Origin of the sequence: Lysinibacillus sp. NPDC096212 (assembly GCF_044763105.1) — a bacterium.
Classification (GTDB): domain Bacteria; phylum Bacillota; class Bacilli; order Bacillales_A; family Planococcaceae; genus Lysinibacillus.
On record NZ_JBIWFQ010000021.1, the window covers coordinates 12,194 to 27,069 of the forward strand.

Sequence of the window (14,876 nt, forward strand, 5' to 3'; positions counted from 1 at the left end):
AATCTACTAGCCATTTGCGAAAAAATAAGTTTATGCAAGATTCCTAGACAGTCGTTGTCTAAAAGAAGCTTGAGGCTTATTCGCAAAAAGCAAGCAGATTCTAGTTAGATGAAGAGCTTTATTTTTTTATTAGCTTATGAATGATGAAGCCGACAAGCGCACCGATTATTGCAGGTACAAGCCATGCCAGACTTTGCTCGTATAATGGTAAAGCTTTTAAAATGTTCACATATGGTGTAATAGTAATCTCCATTTCCTTTAAACCATCATTCAAACTAACAAAGAATGTAGGAATTAATGCTAAAATGTAAACAATTTTTCCACCTTTAAAGAAGTTATCGAAAAGCGACAGCACCATTAACACTATTGCTAGCGGATAGATGATTAATAATACAGGTAGTGATGCACTAATAATTGTTTCAAGACCTACGTTTGTAATAGCCGCACTGAATATTGTGAAAATTATCAAAAACGTTTTATACGAAACACTAGGAAATAGTTTATTGAAAAATTGAGCATTGGCAGTCAGTAAACCTACAGCAGTAGATATACATGCTAGTAAAATTGTGGCAGATAATATAATAGTCCCGAGTGTACCAAAAAGAGCTTCAGCTGACTTCGCAATTATAGTACCACCATTATCAAAAGCACCAATTGCACTAACACTAGTGTTACCAATTTGTCCAAGTGCTATATAGACAAATGATAAGCCAATAGCCGCAATAATTCCTGCGAAAATTGTCGTTTTGACTTGCTTTTTAGTATCTGACATACCCATGTCGCGCAATGCTTGCAAAATAACGATTCCGAATACGAGTGCACTTAGTACATCCATTGTTAAATAGCCTTTAACAAAGCCTTCAGTCAATGGTGACGTAGTGTATTTTCCTATAGCTGCCCCTGGTTCACCCATTGGGGAAATAAAGCTTTTAATAGCTAGTAATAGAATAACACCTAATAGAACAGGCGTTAAAATTTTCCCAACACGATCGACAAGTTTTGAAGGGTTAATAGCTAATAATAGTATTAAGGCAAAAAATATGACAGAAGTAATGAAAAGTGGTGCCCAATGATCTGCTACTCCCTCTGGAAGAAATGGGACGATCCCGATTTCATAGGATACAGAACCCGTACGCGGCACTGCAAAAAATGGTCCAATCGCTAAATAAACGATTGATGTAAAAATAATACCAAAGGTAGGGCCGACACGATTTGCTAGTATTTGTAGATCGCCACCCGCCTTCGCAATTGCAACGATTGCTAATAGCGGTAATCCGACACCAGTTATTAAGAAACCAATCATTGCTGTCGTTATATGTTCACCAGCTTGTTGGCCTAATAATGGGGGGAAGATAATATTTCCGGCACCTAAAAATAAGGCAAATAATAGTAAACCTACTGCCAAATTTTCTTTGATGAAAAGCAAGATGTTCTTCATAAAAATTAAAACTCCTTTAGATTGAAAAGATGAAACTTTCTAAAAATTTTAAATACAGAAGTGTATGTTATCACATGAATACTAATCTTGCAATTAATATTCTATTACAATTTGTAAGAATCTGTCGGAATCAGTAATTTTCATAAATTGTTTGAAAAATAGTCAATTTATCTGATATCTGATTTCTAAAATATCTAGTATGATAGACACACAAGGAAATATTTTAGCACGAACGGAGGCAAATTGATATGAAAAAGACAAAAAAATTAAGAATCCTTGCTTTAAGTACTATTGCTACTTCTTTTTTAGCATTTCAGACCGCAGAGGCAGCTACATATACCGTGCAAAAAGGAGATACTTTAACTAAAATCGCTCAAAACAATAAAGTAACAGTACAAGACATAAAAAGCTGGAACAATTTAAAGAATGATCTGATTTATGTCGCGCAAAAGCTTGAAGTTTCAAAACAAGCTACTAATGATGCGGTAAAACCTTCAAATCCATCAACAACAAATCCATCAACACAAAAGCCGACAACACCATCAAAGCCCACAGCTGTTTCACATACAGTCGTTAAAGGCGATTCATTATCCAAAATCGCTAAGCAATATAATGTGACAGTAAAGGACATTAAAGACTGGAATGGACTTACGACAGACACAATTTACGTTGGACAGGTGTTAAAATTATCTCCAGTAGCTTCAATACCCGAGAGTGATACAGTACATAATAACGGATCTTCAGGTGTGGGAACATCAACAGAAACAACTAAAGATCCTACAGCTAATGGACAAGCTATTTATAAGAAAACAGTAGACGTAGCTAATTCATTAGTAGGAACACCATATCTCTATGGTGGCAACACATCCGAAGGCCTAGATTGCAGTGGCTTTATTTACTACGCCTTTAATCAAGGTGGTTTAAAAATTGGAAGAGACAGTAGCGAAGGATATTTCTACGGTAACACAACACAAGTTAAAAATCCGACAGCGGGAGATTTAGTATTTTTCCAAAATACGTATAAAGATGGAATATCTCATATGGGTATTTATATAGGTAACAATAAATTTATCCATGCAGGATCAGACGGTGTTGAAATTTCGGACGTTACATACTCTTACTGGTCTACAAGATTAGTAGCTTATAAACGATTCGACGCTATTAAATAAAGTAAAAGTGATATTTGCAAATATGCAAATATCGCTTTTTTATGTTAGGTAAAATGCAGGTATGAAGTCGAACAATCGCTGATAAAAGGTTGTGCATCGCTGATAAAAAAGACAGAATCGCTGATAAAAGAGGTAGAATCGCTGATAGACCAAGGAACATCGCTGATAAAAGAGGTAGAATCGCTGATAGAACAAGGAACATCGCTGATAAGAGTGCCAGTCAGAATCGCTGATAGACCAAGGAACATCGCTGATAAAAGAGGTAGAATCGCTGATAGACCACAGAACATCGCTGATAAAAGTGCCAGAATCGCTGATAGAACCCAGAACATCGCTGATAAAAGAGCTAGAATCGCTGATAAGACACGGAACATCGCTGATAAAAGTGCCAGTCAGAATCGCTGATAAACCCCGGAACATCGCTGATAAGAGTGCCAGAATCGCTGATAAACCCCGGAACATCGCTGATAAGAGTGCCAGAATCGCTGATAAACCCCGGAACATCGCTGATAAAAGAGCTAGAATCGCTGATAGACCACAGAACATCGCTGATAAAAGTGCCAGTCATAATCGCTGACAGAAAACGGAACATCGCTGATAAGAGTGCCAGAATCGCTGATAGAACCCGGAACATAGCTGATAAAGGTGCCAGTTAGAATCGCTGATAGAACCCAGAACATCACTGATAAAAGTGTCATATTCGCTGATAAACATCAAACAACGCCGTTACACCGAGAAGAAAATAAACAAATAAAAAACCCTTCTTTCTATAAAAAGAAGGGTTTTCAACACTTTAGTGCGTTACGCGTGCTGTCCAACGAGAAAGGTCGGCATCTTTCGCGTCAACAAGCTCTGCAGGGAAGATAAATGTCCATGGCTTTGTTGAGTCTGGTTGTACAGTTAATATTGGATCCATTTTAAATGAACCTTTTGCAATTTGTTTGCCTGTTGCGTCAATAATTTCTAGTGGTAATTGTTCTAGGTTAATAGCTTTATTATGTCCGTTACGAATGAAGATAGACACATTAAAATTACCGTTATCAGCAAGTTTCGCTTGTAGGCCGGTGAAGTTTACTTCTGTTTCACCTAACTTAGGTAAAGTTTTTACGATTTTTGCAAGTTCCTCTTTTTGTGCTTCAGGTAGTTGTTTTTCCCATGATGGGTCTAATTCTAATTGGTGACCGCGAAGGGAAACAAGGTTGAACGCGATTTTCCAGCCATCTTCTGGTATTTCATCGACTTTTATCGTTGATTTTTCAAATTCAAATACCCATGGACGAGCACTTTCTGCTGGAATTGTGCCAAGTGCTGCAAAGTCGAATTTTTTAGATGCTACAAGCTCGTCATTTTTATCCATAATAAACAGCTCAATTTCACCAAGCTCAATTGCTTGAGGTAATGATGAGCGGAAAAATGCACGCACTTGCCATTTTTTAGAGCGCATATCTTCTTCTATACTAATAGAAGAAAGTGATAATTGATTTGGCTTTAATGGTTCTAGCTCATTAGCAAGGAAATTAAATATATATTTTTGCTCTTGAGGCACTTCCCAATCTGGATGATAAGATAATTTCGTCACAACATCCTGATTATTGTCTGTATTTTCTACTTCGATGTTTTGAAGTAGATCCTTAGAATCGATTGTATTTTCTTGCCCTAGTTTGTCTGATTTTTTAAAGAATGAGAATAAGCCCATTATTGTACCTCCATTTGTGCTTCAATCATTTTTATGAAGCCTGTAATTTCAATAATAATAGAACGACGTAATTCTTGGAAATTCTTGGCGAATAATTCTAAACCTTCACGCTTATAAATACGCATAGGATCCTCTTGTTGATAATGACGTAACCCAATACCTTCTTTTAAGTGTGCCATATCCTCTAAGTGTTTTACCCAACCACTATCTAAGAAACTTAACATCACTTGAGGTATTATCGTCATAACCTGTTCATTTTGTGAAAATTTATCCATCTTTGCTGTTAATTCATCAACAGGTTCTTGAAGTGAATCTAAAATAGGGACTACTTTTCCTACTTCTCTATCAATTGTAACGGGTGAAAGGAAGAGACTATTTAAGGTTCTTTCCATATCATCATAATCCCATTCAACTGAAGGTAATTCTTCAGAAGCTACATCACGTACTGCAAAATCTACAGTTTCATAGAACATTTGCTTTAATTGTTCTATGAAATCTTCACCAGCTAAAATTTTATCACGTAGACCGTAAATAACTGTACGCTGGTCATTGATAACATCATCTAATTTTAGGTTGTAATCACGCATACCGTATTGAGAGCCTTCAACAATACGTTGTGTACGGTTAATAAGTTCTTGAACCTCTTTATTTTGGATAATGCCTTTTTCATCAACAATCATTTTTTCTGAGAATTTTTCAACCTCTTCTTTTGCATAACGGCGGAACATATCATCTTCAATAGAGAGAATGAAGAGGCTTTCACCTATGTCACCTTGGCGACCTGAACGACCACGCAGCTGATTATCTACACGGCGGCTTTCATGCTTTTCGGTACCGATGACATATAAGCCTCCAAGCTCGTGAACGGCTTCATCTAGCACAATATCTGTACCGCGGCCGGCCATATTTGTTGCTACAGTAACACGACCTTTCTGACCAGCTTGTGAAATCAGCTCAACCTCTTGCTCAACTGTTTTAGCGTTCAGTAATTGGAATTTTAAGCCTGCTTTCTTTAAGTATTCGGCCACTGTTTCAGATTGCAGTATTGACGTTGTCCCAATTAAAACAGGTTGTCCCTTGTCGTGACGACGTTTAGCTTCAGCTGCTACGAACTTATATTTATCTTCTTGTTTGTTGAAAATAATATCAGGCTGATCGACACGTTGACGTGGACGGTTTGTTGGAATTTGAATAACTTCCATGCCGTATACTTCACGGATTTCTTTTTCCTGAGTTTTCGCCGTACCCGTCATCCCAGAAAGCTTCGGATACATACGGAAATAGTTCTGAATTGTAATCTGTGCCTGTGCTTTATTTTCTTCAGTAATCGTTACGCCTTCTTTTGCTTCAATTGCTTGATGTAAGCCATCAGATAACGAGCGACCTTCTAAAATGCGACCTGTGAACATATCAACAAGCTCGATTTTGTCATCTTTTACGATGTAATCAACATCACGCTTGAACATTACGTGTGCACGAACTGCTTGGATCACATAATGGTAAAGTGTTTGGTGTTCAAGATCATAAAGATTATCAACATTGAAGGCAGCCTCAACCTTTTCAATGCCTTTATCTGTTAAAGAAGTAGCTTTTGTTTCTTCATCAAAATCGTAATCTTCTTCTTCTTTAAAACGTTTTGCTAGCATAGAGGCAATGCGATGTAGTTCATCATTCGCAGCCATTTTCCCAGCGATAATAAGTGGTGTTTTTGCCTCATCAATAAGGACACTATCGACTTCATCGATAATGGCGAAGTGATAAGGACGCTGTACTTTATCAGCTAAGCTATGAGCCATGTTGTCGCGTAAGTAGTCAAATCCGAACTCAGTACCTACACCATATGTAATATCGGCGTTATAGGCTTCTTTTTTGGCATCTGGCTCCATCATTGGTATATTTAAACCAACTGTTAAACCAAGGAAACGATGGATTTGACCGACAAGCTCGTAGTCACGCTTAGCTAGATAGTCATTAACGGTAATAACGTGAACACCTTTACCTTCTAATGCGCGTACATATGAAGGAAGAGAAGCGACAAGCGTTTTACCTTCACCTGTAGGCATTTCTGCAATATTGCCTTCAGTTAAAACAAGACCACCGATAAGCTGTACATCAAAATGACGCATACCTAATACACGTTTTGAGGCTTCGCGTACAACAGCAAATGCGTCTGGGATGATAGATGTAATTGGTTCGCCTTGTTCTAAACGATCCTTGAAAATAAAAGTCATTTCTTTTAAATCTTCATCTGACTTATTTACATATTTTTCTTCAAGACTATTGATTTGATCTACTATTTTATAGTAGCTTTTTAATTGACGAGCACTAGTTTGCTCATTGTTGCGTTTGAAAATTGAGAACATGAAATATACGCTCCTTTTAAGTTGTCTAAATGCTAGACACTACATTATTTTATCAAATTTTACGAATGATGACTACATTTGACATGCAGCATTCTTCCAATTTGAAAAAGAAGAATAATATTTGTGAAATGGTGGAAAATAAATAGAAAAAGTATATTTCGGCGTCTGTTCGTGCTATAATCAATTAGAATTTAAATGTAGATTATTTTTTTGAGGAGGAGAGACATGCTTTACGTGTCTTTAATAGCAGCATTTGTTGCTTCAATATTGTTAACTCCACTAGTTAAACGATTAGCATTCAGAATAGGTGCTGTCGATGCACCAAACTATCGAAAAGTACATGCACGAATTATGCCAAGACTTGGGGGATTGGCGATTTTCCTTGCGTTTTTAATAGCTGTGGCTATATTCCAGCCGATTTTGATATACAATGAAAATGGTAGCGATTTTTTACTGGCAATTATAATTGGAGCTTGTATTATCGTAGCAACAGGTGTCATAGACGATATGCGTGAAATTTCCGCAAAAGCAAAATTAATTGGTCAGCTTGTTGCGGCACTTATCGTTATTTTTGTAGGTGGAATTCAAATTGAAATGGTTAATTTACCATTTGTAGGTGAATTAAATTTTGGATTACTAAGTATTCCTTTAACAGTTCTTTGGATTGTTGGTATTACAAATGCCATTAATTTAATCGATGGCTTAGATGGCCTAGCAGCAGGTGTTTCAACGATTGCCCTTATTACTTTAGCGGTTATGGCATTAATCATGGGCAATATGTTCGTTTTAGCAATCGCAGCCATTTTAGCAGCAGCAACATTTGGATTTTTATTTTACAATTTCCACCCAGCAAAAATCTTCATGGGAGATACAGGAGCCTTATTCCTTGGCTTTATGATATCAGTGCTCGCATTGCTTGGATTTAAAAATATAACGGTCGTAACATTAATTATCCCAGTTATTATTCTAGGTGTGCCGATTTCTGATACATTCTTTGCGATTGTTCGTCGCGTACGCATGAAGAAAAAATGGTCTGATCCAGATAAATCACATTTGCACCACCGTTTACTAGATATGGGCTTCACACATCGCCAAACAGTACTCATTATTTATGGGATTGCCATTATGTTTGGTTTAGCAGCCATCATTTTCTCAATGGCAAAGGTATGGGGTGCCATTTTACTCGTAGCTGTCATTTTAACTGCAATTGAAATTTTGGTTGAAGTCATCGGACTCGCGGGTAAAAACTATAAACCACTATTGAATTTTGTGCGGATATTTAATAAATAAAACATTCAAGCAATCATCCATTTTATGGATGGTTGCTTTTTTACTTTATGTGATCTTACTGAGGTGGCATAGAGGGAAGTGGGCTTGTAAGAAGTTCGAATCTTTGCGAAAAAACCCTCAGGTAGAGTGGTGAGGTGTGGAAGTGCTCAGGCGGGTCAGAGAACGGATCGGGTAAAGAGAAAAACTTTTATGTTTTGGCAGCGTTCCTTGCTTGGGTAGCGGCGGAATTTCGGGTTTTAGTGGCGATCTTTGCTCGATTAGCGGCGCAACTTTATGTTTTGGCGGCGTTCTTCCTTAGGTTAGCGGCGCAACTCACACTTTTAGCGGCGAATCCCAATATAAGCTGCCCAATTTGACAAAAACTACTCAGGTAGGCTGTTAAACTCCTAGGGTACGGTGGATATCTGCTCAGGCAAGGAGGAAATCCGCGTAGGTAAATCTCAGAACTGCTCAGGCAAGGAGGAAATCCGCGTAGGTAAATCTCAGAACTGCTCAGGCAAGGAGGAAATCCGCGTAGGTAAATCTCAGAACTGCTCAGGCAAGGAGGAAATCCGCGCAAGTAGACCTCAGAACTGCTCGAGTAACATAGAGCAAAACTCAGGTCAATAAGTGCTCCAATCTATAATTTCCACGTTAAGCAAACATCACGAAATCATGCCAAACAAAAAGCCTTTCCACAATTTAAAGTGGAAAGGCTTTTATAGTTACTGAGTGCTATCTTTATCTGCTGAATCTTCGCCAGCAGCGTTATCTTTATCAGTATTTTTATTCGTTAAGCTACTAGATGCTTTATTTGTGTCAAGATGGTTTTTTAGCGTTTGTGATACTTCATCAACCGTTTCTTGATTTAATTGGTAGTAGTAAATACCAGTAGACATATCATCTGTACCATCTAATGTTAAAGAATCGATACGTGGCATCCCTTGTGATAAATAAGATAGGAATGACTTCATTTCGCTAAATGTCATATTTGTCTTCATGTTATCACCAAGTGCTCTAATGACATCATCGTATTTTGTAATGGATTCTACCGAAGAAACTTTATTGATGATCGCTGTTAAAATCTCTTGTTGACGTTTGCCACGTTCAATATCATTGTCTTGCTTACGTGTTCTTGCGAGTGCAAGTGCCTGACTTCCGTTTAAATGCTGTAAACCAGGCTCTAAGTTGATGGCATTGCGATCGAATTCATCTTTTTCGTGTAACTTGTACGGTACATCAGCTTCAATTCCACCTAATGCATCAACAACGTCAATAAACGCATTAAAGTTCATACGTACATAGTAGTCAATTGGCACATCTAATAGTTTTTCTACTGTATCAATTGTTGAAATTGTTCCACCATGAGCATGTGCATGAGTAATTTTATCATTACGTCCCATTGAAGGAATATATACATAAGAATCTCGAGGGATACTCAACATTTTAATTGTTTTTGTTTTATTATTTAATGTTGCTAGAATAAGGGCGTCTGAACGTGAGTTCTCAGAGCCTTGCCCGCGATCTTCACTGTCATCAACACCGACAAATAGGATTGAAACGTTATCGTGTACTGGTTCAACCTTCTCATTACGAAGTGCAGAAATGTCTCGACCTTTTAATTCTTCATGTGCTGAGTCAGCTGCATGCTTTACTTGCTTCGTAATATATACACCATAAGCAGTTGCGCAAATTAGTAAACTAGCAACAAGAAGAAGGGAAACTTTTATAATTATGGAAGCTTTGGAAGGCCTCTTTTTGCTTTTAATTCTATTTTTCATTTTTAATATATTCTCCTCTGAATTTTGGGAATAATAAAGCGATTAAACTAAACTTATTCAAGTAATCTTAGAATATGTGTAAAAGATAAAATAGCTCAATATTAAAATTATACTATGGATATTTAGCATTCGACAATTAAAACTATTTATTTCACAACAAATTCAATAAATTGAGCATTCTCAAAAGCAATATTTGCTTGTCCGTTTGTCATTTCTGTTACCCAGTTTTGGAATTGTTCTTCTTCCTCTTTTAATACGGATACAATAATTTCGACGCCTTCTAAATAGCGAATTTCTTCTAAAGTATATGAGGAACCTCGAATTTCATTTTCTACTTTACCTAGCCAAGTGTAATCAATGGAAATGTTCATAAAATGGTGAAGCTTGCGTTCAACTACTTGGGCAGCAAGTAATCCTTCTGTTGTCGCTTTTCCATACGCTCGAATAAGACCGCCACCGCCAAGCTTAATGCCACCAAAGTAGCGTGTGACGACAACGACCGTATCTTTTAACCCTTGTTTTTTTAGGACTTCTAACATAGGGACGCCAGCTGTGCCACTAGGTTCCCCGTCATCGTTTGCTTTTTGAATATGATCATGCTCTCCAATAATATAGGCTGAACAATTATGTGTAGCATTATGATGCAATTTTTTTATGCGTTCAATAAAAGAAATTGCATCCTCTTCCGTTTCTGCACGTTCTATATAAGTAAGGAAGCGAGATTTTGAAATAACAATTTCACTTTCTCCGTATCCTTTTACAGTTAAATAGTTTTCTCTCATCAGTATCAATCTCCTTTAAAGTAGAGTTCTATTCTATAATTTTCATAAAGAAAAAGCATTAAATTTTAACATGAGAATGCTATAATAGGTGTAGACTATGTAATTGGTCTATTGAAATAGTAAGTAATCATAAGACATTAGACTGGGGAGTATACTATGTTTTCAAATGATACCTTCGATTTAAAGTCGCTTGATGACATATTTAATCGAATGTTAGAAACAATCATGAGCTCAAAAGATGATATCTTTATTATAAGCGAACAAAGCCGAAGAAATTTCGAAGATATGAAAATAGAGCTAGAAATTGTTCGAAAACAAGTTTCAATTGTTATTGATGAAGGCGATGCTTTAGAAAAAAGTACACAGCTCGCTAAGCAAAGACTTGTGTTAGTAAGTAAAGCTTTTGATAATTATACCGAAGAACAAGTTAGAGAAGCATATGAAACTGCACATGATTTTCAAGTGAAACTCTCCGTTATTAGAACACAAGAAAAGCAACTACGTGATAAAAGAGATGATTTAGAGAGAAGATTAAGAGCGTTACTCGATACGATTGAACGTGCAGATCATATTGTCAATCAGGTAAATGTCGTTTTGAATTACTTAACTTCAGATTTAAAAAATGTTGGTTTAGCACTTGAACAAGCAAAAATGAAACAAGATTTTGGTATACGAATTATTGCAGCACAAGAAGAGGAGCGCAAACGTCTATCTAGAGAAATTCATGATGGACCTGCTCAAATGCTGGCAAATGTACTAATGCGCACTAATTTAATAGACAGAACGTATCGTGAAAAGGGCATTGAATATGCTTTGGCTGAAATTGCTGATTTAAAGAAAACGGTGCGTAATGCATTATCAGAGGTGCGACGTATAATCTATGATTTAAGACCAATGGCACTTGATGATTTGGGAATTGTTCCGACATTAAAAAAATACTTATCGACAGTGACTGAATATAATCCTGGTGTTGAAGTTCATTTCCAATCGAGAAGCACCGAAAAGCGTATACCATCAAATTATGAAGTATCTATTTTCCGGTTAGTGCAAGAATGTGTTACAAATGCCATGAAACACGGGAAATGTAAAGATATTTGGGTAAAACTGGAGTGGTTGAAAAATTCCGTAAATATCGTTGTAAAGGACGATGGTATAGGTTTCAATCCACAGAAGGTTAAAGACCATTCCTTTGGGATTTTAGGTATGAAAGAACGTATCGAAATTTTGGATGGGACAATCTCAATTACAAGTGAGATAAATCGAGGTACGACGGTTTTATTTAAAATTCCGTTAGAAGTAGAGTAAAACGATTGTTGGAGAATTTTAGGGGGTAAAGACAAATGACGAAGATTATTATTGTAGACGATCACCAGCTATTCCGCGAAGGAGTAAAACGTATTTTAGATTTTGAAGATACATTTGACGTAGTAGCAGAAGGTGACGATGGTACAGATGTGGTTTCTTTATATGCTGAAAATCAACCAGATGTTGTACTAATGGATATTAATATGCCGGGGAAAAATGGAGTAGAGGCAACGGCAGAATTAATTAGTGAATTCCCAGATGCGAAGGTTATTATGTTATCCATTCATGATGATGAAACGTACGTAACACACGCGCTAAAATCTGGATCACTTGGCTATATGCTAAAAGAGATGGATGCAGACGAAATTGTTGAAGCCATTAAAGTAGTTGCGAATGGTGGATCTTACCTACATCCAAAAGTAACTAAAAATTTAGTAGCGGAATTCCGTCGTCTTTCTGAGCATGAAAATAAAGGTAACTTCCATCAAACAGAAATTCGTCGCCCATTCCATTTACTAACAAAACGTGAATGTGAAGTATTACAATTACTAACAGATGGACAATCTAACCGTACAATTGGTGAGACACTGTTCATTTCTGAAAAAACAGTTAAAAACCACGTTTCAAGCATTTTACAAAAAATGAATGTAAACGACCGTACACAAGCTGTTGTTACAGCCATTAAAAATGGCTGGGTTGAAGTACGTTAATAGCATATATTGAAATTAAAGCTGTTTTTAAAGGCTACTATCTTATTTAGTAGTTTTTAAAGCAGTTTTTTTAGTGAAAGTAACCCACAATAGCCAAATGTCATATAAAAAGGTGTAACAATTTATACATAGTAATAGTGCAACATTTTAAAACCATGGGCGTCATAAGGAAGGCGTAACACCTAAATGTTGAAAATGCACAACAAAATTCCTACAACGGGATTTATATGCTACAATATGCGCGGGAGGTTTTTTGATGTTAAAGAAAAGTTTTCTAGCAGTTTTTACCCTATTAATGTTAACTACATTAGTGTTAACTGCCTGTGGTAATAAAAAAGATGATGAAATGAGTGCAGAAGAAAGACAAAAAATCATTGATGATGGAACCGTCGGGTTTGAAAAGAATGGTGGGAACATAACAAAGGCAGAGAATATCCCTGCTGAAGAAAACAAAGCGATATTAGCAGCCTTTAATGAATATATTGCGGCTCTCAATTCAAAAGAAATTGATCGTTATATGCAAACACTCTCAAAGAATCCAAAAGGTTTCAATTATGAGGGAGAAAAGAACTACATTAAAGAAGTATTTAAACAGTCAGACGTTAAACGAGATGCTAAAGATACTACGATTATAAAATATAGCGAAAATGAAGCACAGGTCTATTCAAATATAACATCGCATTTAGTACAAACTACAACAAATATAAAGCATGAAAGTGCCGGACAACAAGTGACAGTATTCGTCAAAGAAGATGGACTCTGGAAGGTCACTAGCGTCTTCTATACTGGAGATGAAACGAAATCAACTACTGGCAAATAAAATGAGGATATCTTCATTCAGGCTCATCACTAAGAGTTGAGGTTGGGTGATTTTCTGAGATTAGCGTCAAGAGCGAGCTAGATAGAGGAACGAAGGCAAAAGCATCACGCCCAACGACCCAATGGACTTGCCTAGCTGGAACGGAAATCAACCCCAAGTTATAGTGATGAGCCTTTATTTACTTAATAGAAGGATTAATTGAATGAAGATAAATCCGTATACATAGAAAATGAATGTGAAATGGAAGCTAAGTTTAACAATTTAGCAGATGTCTAGAAAGTTGAAAAAGGGGAGTGTACTTACTTCTATTCGACATTTAGACGAGATTACGTAACGTCGTAATTCATTTCACATTCATTTCTTTTTATCTGTAACAAAAGCAAAGCGACAGCAACAATTTTTTATCTGTGCGAAAGCGAAGCGACAGCAACAATTGCGCCGAGGCGCAATTGCATGTAAACTATTTAGAATAGGAGAGTGGACATGGATGAGGACAGCAATCGTAACAGATAGTACTGCATATATTCCGGCTGAGGAACGAGAACGCTTAAACATTCATATGATTCCGTTAAGTGTAAATATCTCAGGGCAACTATTTGCAGAAGAAGTAGATATCACAGCATCTGAATTTTATGATAAAGTACGCGGGGCAAAAGAATTCCCAAAAACAACGCAGCCCCCAATTGGAGAATTTGCCTCTCTCTTTGAAGAGCTGGCAAAAGAGTATGATGAAGTAATATCAATTCATTTATCAAGTGGAATCAGTGGAACATATCAAGGTGCAATTCAAGCAGGCGAGATGGTGGAAGGCATTGATATGTACGCTTTTGATAGTGAAATATCCTGTGCGGTACAGGGTTTTTACGTTCTACGAGCAGCTGAAATGGCGGCTCAGGACTTTTCAGCAAAAGAAATTCTCGCAACATTAGCGGACATGAAGCAGACAATTCGTGCTTACTTCATTGTAGACGACTTAGGGCACTTACAACGTGGGGGACGTTTGTCTTCAGCAGCGGCATTAATTGGCGGCTTATTACAAGTAAAGCCAGTACTGCATTTTGTGGACAAGGTTATTGTACCTTTTGAAAAAATTCGTACGCGTAAAAAAGCATTAAAGCGTGCGGAGGAGCTACTAGCTGAAGATGTTCAAAAGTATGAAGCACTGGATGCTGTCGTGATCCACGGCAATTGCCAGGCTGAAGCAGAAGAATGGCTAGCACAACTAGCAGCAACCTACCCGAGCGTGAACTTTAAATTAAGCTATTTCGGTCCCGTCATTGGCACGCACTTAGGTGAAGGCGCAATGGGGCTAGGCTGGACAAAAAAATAATATTAAGTAAGACAGTCTCTACAGCTAATTTGTAGAGGCTGTTTTTTTATTTTTGGGCATAGCGTTTTGTCGGGTGAAGCGGGGGGTCGCCTGTAATTCTTCAACATCGCTGATAAAAGTAAGAGAATGCCGATAAACCTGTGAACATCGCTGATAAAAGTAAGAGAATCGCCGATAAACCTGTGAACATCGCTGATAAAAGTAAGAGAATCG

11 protein-coding genes are annotated in these 14,876 nt (G+C 37.2%); 6 read left to right on the plus strand and 5 right to left on the minus strand.

The window, feature by feature from the left end; genetic code table 11:
- Positions 1-118 precede the first annotated feature (118 nt).
- Positions 119-1,438, minus strand: a complete 1,320-nt coding sequence (gene brnQ, locus ACIQ7T_RS18680) for a branched-chain amino acid transport system II carrier protein (RefSeq protein WP_370078377.1) — start codon at positions 1,436-1,438, stop codon at positions 119-121.
- A 248-nt stretch (positions 1,439-1,686) separates the two neighbouring features.
- Here brnQ and ACIQ7T_RS18685 point away from each other — a divergent pair, with 248 nt between their 5' ends.
- Positions 1,687-2,607: a C40 family peptidase gene (locus tag ACIQ7T_RS18685; protein ID WP_370078375.1), complete on the plus strand. Its 921-nt coding sequence runs from the start codon at positions 1,687-1,689 to the stop codon at positions 2,605-2,607.
- Between the two features lie 793 nt (positions 2,608-3,400).
- Here the strand turns inward: ACIQ7T_RS18685 and ACIQ7T_RS18690 are convergent.
- Together ACIQ7T_RS18690 and secA2 are read right to left on the minus strand one after the other, a co-directional pair.
- Positions 3,401-4,303: an accessory Sec system S-layer assembly protein gene (locus ACIQ7T_RS18690; RefSeq protein ID WP_402872398.1), complete on the minus strand. Its 903-nt coding sequence runs from the start codon at positions 4,301-4,303 to the stop codon at positions 3,401-3,403.
- Positions 4,303-6,666 carry an accessory Sec system translocase SecA2 gene (secA2, locus tag ACIQ7T_RS18695; RefSeq protein ID WP_402872400.1) on the minus strand — a complete coding sequence of 788 codons (2,364 nt, stop codon included), beginning with the start codon at positions 6,664-6,666 and terminating at the stop codon, positions 4,303-4,305. The genes ACIQ7T_RS18690 and secA2 overlap by 1 nt, the downstream gene beginning before the upstream one ends.
- 225 nt (positions 6,667-6,891) lie before the next feature.
- On the opposite strand from secA2, the gene ACIQ7T_RS18700 reads away from it, so the two are divergent.
- Positions 6,892-7,956, plus strand: a complete 1,065-nt coding sequence (locus tag ACIQ7T_RS18700) for a glycosyltransferase family 4 protein (RefSeq protein WP_370078369.1) — start codon at positions 6,892-6,894, stop codon at positions 7,954-7,956.
- Between the two features lie 704 nt (positions 7,957-8,660).
- On the opposite strand, the gene ACIQ7T_RS18705 is transcribed toward ACIQ7T_RS18700, so the two are convergent.
- Positions 8,661-9,716: an LCP family protein gene (locus ACIQ7T_RS18705; protein ID WP_402872403.1), complete on the minus strand. Its 1,056-nt coding sequence runs from the start codon at positions 9,714-9,716 to the stop codon at positions 8,661-8,663.
- Positions 9,717-9,862: 146 nt separating this feature from the next.
- The gene (locus ACIQ7T_RS18710) at positions 9,863-10,498 is read right to left on the minus strand and encodes a YigZ family protein (protein ID WP_370078365.1); all 636 of its coding nucleotides are present in this window, start codon (positions 10,496-10,498) and stop codon (positions 9,863-9,865) included.
- A gap of 156 nt (positions 10,499-10,654) precedes the next feature.
- Between ACIQ7T_RS18710 and ACIQ7T_RS18715 the strand changes: the two genes are divergently transcribed.
- The 4 genes from ACIQ7T_RS18715 to ACIQ7T_RS18730 all read left to right on the plus strand — a co-directional run bounded on the left by ACIQ7T_RS18715 (position 10,655) and on the right by ACIQ7T_RS18730 (position 14,663).
- Positions 10,655-11,803 (plus strand): sensor histidine kinase, encoded by a 1,149-nt coding sequence (locus tag ACIQ7T_RS18715; RefSeq protein ID WP_402872407.1) that lies wholly within the window; start codon positions 10,655-10,657, stop codon positions 11,801-11,803.
- A 35-nt stretch (positions 11,804-11,838) separates the two neighbouring features.
- The gene (locus ACIQ7T_RS18720; protein WP_132360514.1) at positions 11,839-12,513 is read left to right on the plus strand and encodes a response regulator; all 675 of its coding nucleotides are present in this window, start codon (positions 11,839-11,841) and stop codon (positions 12,511-12,513) included.
- Positions 12,514-12,769: 256 nt separating this feature from the next.
- Positions 12,770-13,333: a nuclear transport factor 2 family protein gene (locus tag ACIQ7T_RS18725; RefSeq protein ID WP_402872410.1), complete on the plus strand. Its 564-nt coding sequence runs from the start codon at positions 12,770-12,772 to the stop codon at positions 13,331-13,333.
- A gap of 487 nt (positions 13,334-13,820) precedes the next feature.
- Positions 13,821-14,663, plus strand: a complete 843-nt coding sequence (locus ACIQ7T_RS18730) for a DegV family protein (protein WP_402872413.1) — start codon at positions 13,821-13,823, stop codon at positions 14,661-14,663.
- Positions 14,664-14,876: the final 213 nt, after the last annotated feature.

What these genes read in the sequence shown, in the direction of transcription:
- brnQ (WP_370078377.1), bottom strand. Translation starts at nt 1,438, where the DNA reads ATGAAGAACATCTTGCTTTTCATCAAAGAAAATTTGGCAGTAGGTTTA.
- ACIQ7T_RS18685 (WP_370078375.1), top strand. Translation starts at nt 1,687, where the DNA reads ATGAAAAAGACAAAAAAATTAAGAATCCTTGCTTTAAGTACTATTGCT.
- ACIQ7T_RS18690 (WP_402872398.1), bottom strand. Translation starts at nt 4,303, where the DNA reads ATGGGCTTATTCTCATTCTTTAAAAAATCAGACAAACTAGGGCAAGAA.
- secA2 (WP_402872400.1), bottom strand. Translation starts at nt 6,666, where the DNA reads ATGTTCTCAATTTTCAAACGCAACAATGAGCAAACTAGTGCTCGTCAA.
- ACIQ7T_RS18700 (WP_370078369.1), top strand. Translation starts at nt 6,892, where the DNA reads ATGCTTTACGTGTCTTTAATAGCAGCATTTGTTGCTTCAATATTGTTA.
- ACIQ7T_RS18705 (WP_402872403.1), bottom strand. Translation starts at nt 9,716, where the DNA reads ATGAAAAATAGAATTAAAAGCAAAAAGAGGCCTTCCAAAGCTTCCATA.
- ACIQ7T_RS18710 (WP_370078365.1), bottom strand. Translation starts at nt 10,498, where the DNA reads ATGAGAGAAAACTATTTAACTGTAAAAGGATACGGAGAAAGTGAAATT.
- ACIQ7T_RS18715 (WP_402872407.1), top strand. Translation starts at nt 10,655, where the DNA reads ATGTTTTCAAATGATACCTTCGATTTAAAGTCGCTTGATGACATATTT.
- ACIQ7T_RS18720 (WP_132360514.1), top strand. Translation starts at nt 11,839, where the DNA reads ATGACGAAGATTATTATTGTAGACGATCACCAGCTATTCCGCGAAGGA.
- ACIQ7T_RS18725 (WP_402872410.1), top strand. Translation starts at nt 12,770, where the DNA reads ATGTTAAAGAAAAGTTTTCTAGCAGTTTTTACCCTATTAATGTTAACT.
- ACIQ7T_RS18730 (WP_402872413.1), top strand. Translation starts at nt 13,821, where the DNA reads ATGAGGACAGCAATCGTAACAGATAGTACTGCATATATTCCGGCTGAG.